The sequence below is a fragment of the Bradyrhizobium sp. cir1 genome (assembly GCF_014198245.1).
In the GTDB taxonomy this organism is placed as follows: Bacteria; Pseudomonadota; Alphaproteobacteria; order Rhizobiales; family Xanthobacteraceae; genus Bradyrhizobium.
In genome coordinates this window covers 215,400-222,736 of the sequence record NZ_JACIHE010000014.1, presented here as the reverse complement: position 1 = coordinate 222,736, position 7,337 = coordinate 215,400, and the positions used below count along the sequence as shown (strand labels likewise).

At 62.0% G+C, this 7,337-nt stretch carries 7 protein-coding genes; 4 read left to right on the top strand and 3 right to left on the bottom strand.

Annotated elements, in window-relative coordinates; all coding sequences use genetic code 11:
• Together GGD63_RS26190 and GGD63_RS26185 are read right to left on the bottom strand one after the other, a co-directional pair.
• Positions 1 to 95, bottom strand: a 95-nt coding sequence (locus GGD63_RS26190) for a GDP-mannose 4,6-dehydratase (RefSeq protein WP_183240708.1), incomplete at its 3' end; no start/stop codon positions are given.
• A gap of 166 nt (positions 96 to 261) precedes the next feature.
• The gene (locus GGD63_RS26185; RefSeq protein ID WP_183246034.1) at positions 262 to 1,290 is read right to left on the bottom strand and encodes an NAD-dependent epimerase; all 1,029 of its coding nucleotides are present in this window, start codon (positions 1,288 to 1,290) and stop codon (positions 262 to 264) included.
• Between the two features lie 276 nt (positions 1,291 to 1,566).
• Here GGD63_RS26185 and GGD63_RS26180 point away from each other — a divergent pair, with 276 nt between their 5' ends.
• Positions 1,567 to 2,682, top strand: a complete 1,116-nt coding sequence (locus GGD63_RS26180; protein ID WP_210315967.1) for a glycosyltransferase family 1 protein — start codon at positions 1,567 to 1,569, stop codon at positions 2,680 to 2,682.
• Between the two features lie 96 nt (positions 2,683 to 2,778).
• On the top strand, positions 2,779 to 3,939 hold the full coding sequence (locus tag GGD63_RS26175) for a glycosyltransferase (protein WP_183246033.1): 1,161 nt from the start codon (positions 2,779 to 2,781) through the stop codon (positions 3,937 to 3,939).
• 112 nt (positions 3,940 to 4,051) lie between these two features.
• Here the strand turns inward: GGD63_RS26175 and GGD63_RS26170 are convergent, their stop codons facing one another.
• A complete protein-coding gene (locus tag GGD63_RS26170; protein ID WP_183246032.1) occupies positions 4,052 to 4,195 on the bottom strand; it encodes a hypothetical protein in 144 nt (47 codons plus the stop codon).
• Between the two features lie 556 nt (positions 4,196 to 4,751).
• Here GGD63_RS26170 and GGD63_RS26165 point away from each other — a divergent pair.
• Together GGD63_RS26165 and GGD63_RS26160 are read left to right on the top strand one after the other, a co-directional pair.
• A complete protein-coding gene (locus tag GGD63_RS26165) occupies positions 4,752 to 5,855 on the top strand; it encodes a polysaccharide biosynthesis/export family protein (RefSeq protein WP_312013383.1) in 1,104 nt (367 codons plus the stop codon).
• A 112-nt stretch (positions 5,856 to 5,967) separates the two neighbouring features.
• Positions 5,968 to 7,308, top strand: a complete 1,341-nt coding sequence (locus tag GGD63_RS26160; RefSeq protein WP_183246030.1) for a hypothetical protein — start codon at positions 5,968 to 5,970, stop codon at positions 7,306 to 7,308.
• Positions 7,309 to 7,337: the final 29 nt, after the last annotated feature.

Here is a 7,337-nt window from a genome sequence, read left to right as displayed (position 1 = left end):
CCGTGCACGACATAGCCGAGCGACAGCAGATATTCGGCGAGATAGGCGCCGTCCTGGCCGGTCACGCCGGTGATGAGAGCGATCCGCTCAGCCATGATCCGCTCAGCTTTGGGCCTGCGCCTGGTTCCGGGTCAAAAGGGGTTCGGAGGACGGATAACCACCGTTCGCGCCCGCTGACAAGGTCGCCGGCGGCCAAAAGCGCAAGAACCACCGCAAGGCCGGGCGTGCCGGCCGCCACGCAAGATGCCGCCGGTCGCGGAATCAGAGGCCGTGATAGCTACGATACCACTCGACGAAACGGCCGAGGCCATCCGCAATCGACGTCGACGGCGAGAAACCGACGTCGCGCTGGAGGGCGGAAATGTCGGCGCGCGTCTCCAGGACGTCGCCGGCCTGCATCGGCAGCAACTGGCGGATCGCGGGCTTGCCGATGATCTTCTCCAGCGTCTCGACGAACTCGATCAGATTGACCGAGCGGTTGTTGCCGATGTTGTAGACGCGGTACGGCGCATAGCTCGATGAATTTTCGGGCCGCTCCGCGTTCCACGCGGAATTCGGCGCCGCGGGCCGATCGAGCGTGCGGATCACGCCTTCGACGATGTCGTCGACATAGGTGAAGTCGCGCCACATGTCGCCATTATTGAAGATCTTGATCGGCTCATTGGCGAAGATCGCGCGCGTGAACAGCCAGGCGGCCATGTCGGGCCGGCCCCACGGACCGTAGACGGTGAAGAAGCGAAGGCCGGTCACCGGCAGCTTGTGAACATGCGCGAAGGTATGCGCCATCAGCTCGTTCGCCTTCTTGCTCGCGGCGTAAAGGCTGACCGGATGGTTCACCGAATGCTCGGTCGAATATGGCAAGGTGCGGTTGGCGCCGTAGACGGAGCTCGACGAGGCGTAGACGAGATGCTTGAGGTCATGGCGCCGGCCGGCCTCGAGCACGGTGACGAAGCCGTCGCAATTGGCGCGGATGCTGGTGATGGGGTCGTCGATCGACGCACGCACGCCGGGCTGCGCCGCCAGATGCACGACGCGGTCGGGCACGACCTCGTCGAAAACGCGCGTCACCGCGGCGAAATCAGCAAGGTCGATCTCGTAGAATTTGAACCCTGGACGGTGCTCGAGCGTTGCAAGACGCGCGCGCTTCAGCGCCGGATCGTAATACGGTGTGACTGAATCGATGCCAACGACCTGCTCGCCGCGTGCCAACAGCCGTTCACAAACGTGCATTCCGATAAAGCCGGCAGCACCGGTCACGATCACTGGCCGCAAAGTTGTCACCTCGTTCATTCCGCGAATGCAATGCCAGACCAGGACATGAGAGGCAAGGTTTGGACGATTGCGACAATCATCAAATCAGACGTCCATGTAAGCGCATCGAAATGTGTAGGAAACATGATGGCGCCATGCATCGTCGCATGCTATCGGCCTCGCGAAGATGCTCGGACGATAGCGCCAACTGTGCTACAGGTCATAGATCGTATCTTCGGCGCGAGTGCTTAGTCTTGAGGCAACGTTCGCGCCACTCTCACCAAGAACAAAACACCCACCAAGAAAAGATCGGCTTTGAAACTTTCCATCAACGGCAGGTTCCTGTCACAATCGCTTACGGGCGTGCAACGCTATGCCGCCGAAATCGTCAAGGCGATGGACCGCTTGCTCGCGAGCGGAGAGGCTCCACAACAACTGGTGGACGCAGAGTGGCAGATTCTCGCGCCATCAAATGCACAAACGCTTCCCGGTCTTCGCCGCATCAACGTCAAGCAAGTCGGATCGTTGCAGGGCCACGCGTGGGACCAGATCGACCTGGCGCGCGCAGCCGCCGGCACGCGCCTCATCAGCCTTGCCAATTCCGGCCCGGTGCTCCATCGCGACCATCTGGTCGTGATCCACGACGCGCAGGTTTTCAGACGGCCGGACTTCTTCAGCTGGCGCTACCTCGCCTTGCATCGGACGCTCGGCTATTTGCTGGCGCGCGCCGCAACGATCGCAACAGTTTCCGCGTTTTCGCGCAACGAACTTGCCGAGGTGCTGTCACTGGATCCCGTCTCGATCCCCGTCATTCCGAACAGCGCGGAGCACTTCGCGACCGTCACGCCGGATTTCTCGATCATCGACCGGCTGCGTCTTGCGCCCCACCAGTTCTTCCTCTTCGTCGGCTCGATGACGAAGAACAAGAATGTCGATACCGCCGTTCGCGCCGCCGAGCGGCTCGGCCGCGCCGATTTTCCGCTGGTCGTGGTCGGGGGCGACAACAGCAAGGTTTTTGGCGGCAGCGCCACCGAATCGCGCGCCGGCATCGTTGTCGCCGGCCGCCTGAAAGACGAGGAAGTCGCGGCGCTCTTCGCCCGGGCGGCGGCGTTCGTTTTTCCGAGCCTCTACGAGGGCTTCGGCATCCCTCCCCTGGAAGCGATGTACTTCGCCTGCCCGGTCATTGCGAGTTCCGCCGCGGCCGTGCGCGAAACCTGCGACGATGCCGCCGTCTATTTCGATCCGCTCGATGCGGAGGGGCTGTCGGCGCGGATGCACGAAAGAATTGAACTCGGCAGGATTTCACCTGTGGAACAGGAGAGGCAGCGAAACCGCCTTGCGACATATTCCTGGGCCAAGTCGGCCGCAGCAATGCTCGAATTCCTCGCCAAACCGGCTCCGCAATCCGCATCGGGGCGCCTCGTACAATGAAGCGGCCCAAATATTGCTGCTTGTCGGCACTAGATTGGCGGCACTAGACATGCGTCCGCAAGATCCGGCGCCTGCAAGTCAAGGAAGGAATGACCGTTGTCCAGCGGCCTGAAAGTTCTGCATGTCGCCGAGACGGTCAGAGGCGGCATCGCGACCTATCTCAACGAGCTGCATCCGCATCAGTGCGCCAGCTTCGGCCGCGGCAACGTCAACTATGTCGTTCCGTCCGACCATCGCAGCGATCTGGTGAACATCGAAGATGATGCCGTCACCACGTTTCCGCGCGAGGGCCGCAACGCGCTCGGGCTGTTTCGCATGCTGTCCGCGACGATGCGCGCGGTCCGGCAGCTGCGGCCCGACATCATCCATCTTCACTCCTCGTTTGCCGGGCTCGTGGTGCGCCCGGTGCTCTGGCTGACCTATCGGCGCTCGCGCATCGTCTATTGCCCGCACGGATGGGCGTTCGGCCGCGAGACCGGCCGCCTCAGCCGCGAAGTCACCAAGTTCACCGAGCTCGTGCTGTCGAAATTCACCCATCGCATCGTGTGCATCTCGGAGAGCGAGCGGACCGACGCCATGCAGGTCGGAATCGCAGCGAATCGCCTCGTTCTTGTGCACAACGGGATTTCGAAGCAGCGTCCCGTACTCGACCAGAGCGCAGCGCCGTGGCGGTCGGAGAAGATCAAGGTCCTCTTCATCGGACGCCTCGACCGCCAGAAGGGATATGACCTCCTGATCGAGGCGGCCCGTGCGCTTCGTGACACGCTCGACGTGCGCCTGATCGGCGCTTCGGTCGTCAGTAAATTCCAGCGAAGCGACCTGCCGGCCAACGTCTCGCTGCTGGGCTGGATGAATCGCAACCAGATCGAGGCCGAGCTCGACCAGGCCGACATGGTCGCAATTCCCTCACGCTGGGAGGCGTTTGGCCTGGTCGCGATCGAGGCGATGCGTGCGGCCAAACCGATCATCGCCTTCCGCATCGGCGCCCTGCCGGAAATCGTCGAAGACAACGCAACCGGCGTGCTCTGCGGCGAGGTCTCGGCGGAAAAGCTGACCGAAGGTTTTCAGCGCGCAACCCGAATGGACCTGCCTGCGGTCGGCCGGGCCGGATATGAGCGCTTCGCCCGCCTCTACGACATCGAACAGACGCACCGGACCCTGAGTCAGGTCTATGCCGACGTCCTGCACATGCGCCAGAGCGAATCCGGACAGCAGGCGAAGCTGCAGTCCGACCTTCCGAACAATCTGCGACCCTGAAGCGCAATGAGATCTGGATGATCCGTCATCGTGCTTCAGGTTGTTGTTTACGCATGATCTTTCCGGAAAACCGCTTCGCACTTTTCCGGATCATGCTTTGACGATTGGCCGATCAGGCCATTCGGCGGGCATCTTCCCGCGCGAACGCGCCGTCGGTCACGCGATTGTCGGAGAACGACCACGCAATCGCGGACAAAACCATCATCGCGCAGGTGAGAAAGCCGGCTGCGAACAGCAGTGATCCGGTCTGCAACATTGTCTTCGCCTTCCCTGTTGTTTGACCCTGCAACTAGCCGGATCAGGATTAGGAAGACCTTACGGACACCAGCGTGACGCCAGCTTCCGAATCTAAGCGTTAATGGAGGTGGAATGCCGCCGCAAAAACTTCCGCTCGCACATCATGGCCGATCACAAGAGCACTCGGACCACCGTCGCGTGCGGCCAACCAGTTCGACAGCGGCCTCAATCGTGACATCGATCAGACACGTGTATGTCTGGTTTGCAAACTGCTTATAAAACGGGAACCTGTCGCACAGATTTTGAACAGCCTTCCTTACGTGAATCGCAGTTCACAAGTGGCAATAAGGTCACAGCCATAAGTGCTTTACCATAAAGTCGAAGACCCGGCAGTGACTCCACAGCACGGGATTTGTACGGTGTTTCCGATTTTAAATGAGTACGAGGGAATGGCGGTGGCTAAGACCGAACGTTTTTCTTTTGATTTCGGGATTAGCCGAATCCTGGCCGCTGCAGCGATCAGCGTATCCTTGGCGGGTTGCGCAGGCTTCATTCCCCTGGACTCTCCGGATGCCGTGGCCACGCAGACGAATGCCGCGCTCGTCACCGAGCCGTCAGCGCCGCTGGCCTACGCCCTGATGCCGGTCAATCCGGCGATCATGCAGGCGACCAACGCGTTCACGGACTCTTCCGGAATGGTGTTCTCGCGCCTTCCCGGCGGCAATTATCGCGACGTCACGATCGGCATCGGCGACATCGTCACCGTGACCGTCTACGAAGCCCAGGCGGGCGGCCTGTTCATTCCGCGCGAAGCGGGCGTGCGGCCGGGCAATTTCGTCGACATTCCGCGGCAGCAGGTCGACCAGTCCGGCAACATCAACATTCCCTACGCCGGATCGATCAAGGTCGCCGGACTGACGCCGCGCGCTGTCTCGAACATCGTCCGCGAGCGCCTCAAGGACCGCGCCATCGACCCGCAAGCCGTCGTCAGCGTCGCCGAACAGCGCGGCAACCAGATCAGCGTGCTGGGCGAAGTCAATTCGCCGCTGCGCTTTCCGGTCGACCCGGGCGGAATTCGCCTGATGGGCGCGATCGCGCGCGCCGGCGGCCCCAAATATCCCTCCTATGAGAGCACGATCACGATCAAGCGCGAGGGCCGCACCTACAACGAGTCGATGTCGACGGTGGTGCACCATCCCGGCGAGGACGTCCTGCTGGCGCCGGGCGACGTCGTCTTCCTGACTCGCATCCCGCGCGTCTACATGGTGTTCGGCGCTACGCCATCACCGGGGTCGATCGGCGGCACCAACAACCGCCGCTTCTCGTTCGAGAACGACAACATGTCGCTGGCTGAAGCCGTCGCGAAGGCGGGCGGTCTCGACGCGACACGTGCAGACTCCAAGTCCATCTACGTCTACCGCTTCGAGCCGAAGCCGCTGCTGCAGCAGATCGGCGTCGACGTCTCGCAGTTCCCGACCAAGACCGTTCCCGCCGTCTACAAGTTCGACATGAGCAAGCCGGACGGCTGGTTCCAGGCCGATACGTTCCGGATGCGCGACCATGACGTGATTTCGGTGGCGGAATCGCCGTCGATCGAATTCATCAAGCTCATGAATCCGCTGAACGCGGCAACCACCAATGCGGACAACATCAGCACGGTGATCGTGAACTCCAAATAGCCCAACTCGGCGCGCTCAATGACGCGCGCGCAGACAAGGTCACCTCACCTAATTGGGGCCACAGAAGAGGACTAGCCTTGTCGGGTTGACGCGAGCAGGAGTGGATACGAGCGTGACGGAGCAAAAGAGGAAACGCGCGACGCGTCGTTTCCGGACGCTGATATGTGGGCTCTGCGCCGCGGTCGGCCTCGTCTATCCTGCGAACGCGCAGAATGCGGAACCACTCGATCAGCGCCTCCTGCTGGGCGTCGGCACGCACCAGGGCCTCGGCGGCGTCACCAGCGAGCGCGGCTATGTGCCCGCGACCGCCATCAAGCAGATGAAGGAACTCGGGGTCACCTCGTTCCGGGACGACTTCCCCTGGTCGGATTTCGAGCTGCCCGGCAAGCGGCTCGGCTTCAATGCCCTGAACGGCCGCCTCGAAACCCAGATCAGGACCAGCGGCGGCATCCCGCTGCTCATTCTCGGCGCCGGCCATCATCTCGTCCCGAACTCCGATCCGCCGACGACCGACGAGGCGCGCCAGAGATTCGTCACCTATGCCGCCACGGCCGCGCAAGCGGTCGCAATGCGGCAGCCGATCTTCGAATTGTGGAACGAGTACAATCTGCGAGCGCGCGCAGAGCCGCAATTCACGGTCGAAAATTACGTGACGCTTGCCCGTCTGGTGCAGCCAGTGGTCAAGCAGGCGGCGCCCTCCGCGCCCTTCGTGATCGGCGCGCTCGGCGACGATCCGGGCTGGAAATGGACCGACGCTCTTTTGAAGTCCGACGTGGCTCGCATCGCCGACGGAATGTCGATCCACATCTACAACCATTGCCTGCCGCCGGTCGGACGCACCGCGAGCGAAGCGATTGAACGGCTGGAAAACTTTCATCAGCGCGTCGCACAGGCGACCGGCAATCCCAACTATCCGATCTATCTGACCGAGACGGGATGGCCGACACCAAACGCGAAATGCGGCGTCAACGAGCAGCTCTCCGCCGACAACATGGCGCAGATGATCCTCTGGTCGTCGACCGCAGGTCCCTGGCTCAAGGGGATATGGCTCTATGAGCTGAAGGACAGCGGGACGAAGCCGGGCGAGCTCGAGCACAATTTCGGCATCTATCATTTCGACAATTCGCCGAAGCCCGCGGTGTGCTCCATTCGCGAAAGCTGGGCCTTCATCCGCAGCAGCCTGAAAGCGACGCGAACCGCACCGGTGCCGGGTGTCGTGCAGATCCGCAGCGAGAGCGGACCGGAAACGAAAGTGGCGCTCTGGTCGGAAAATCCGTCGAAGCGCTTCGAGGTTCGATTAAAAAGTGCAGAAGCGAATGTCGAGATCGGCTATGTATGTCAGCAAGCGGCGAGTTCTGCGCCTGGCGCCTGGACGGCGCTGTCGACGACGCCGCTGCTTGTCAGCGTCAAGGGCTCGGCCGTGCCGGATTTCGAGATTCGGCCATCGAACTGACGCTGCGGCTGGCTGCTGAATCCGGGGCT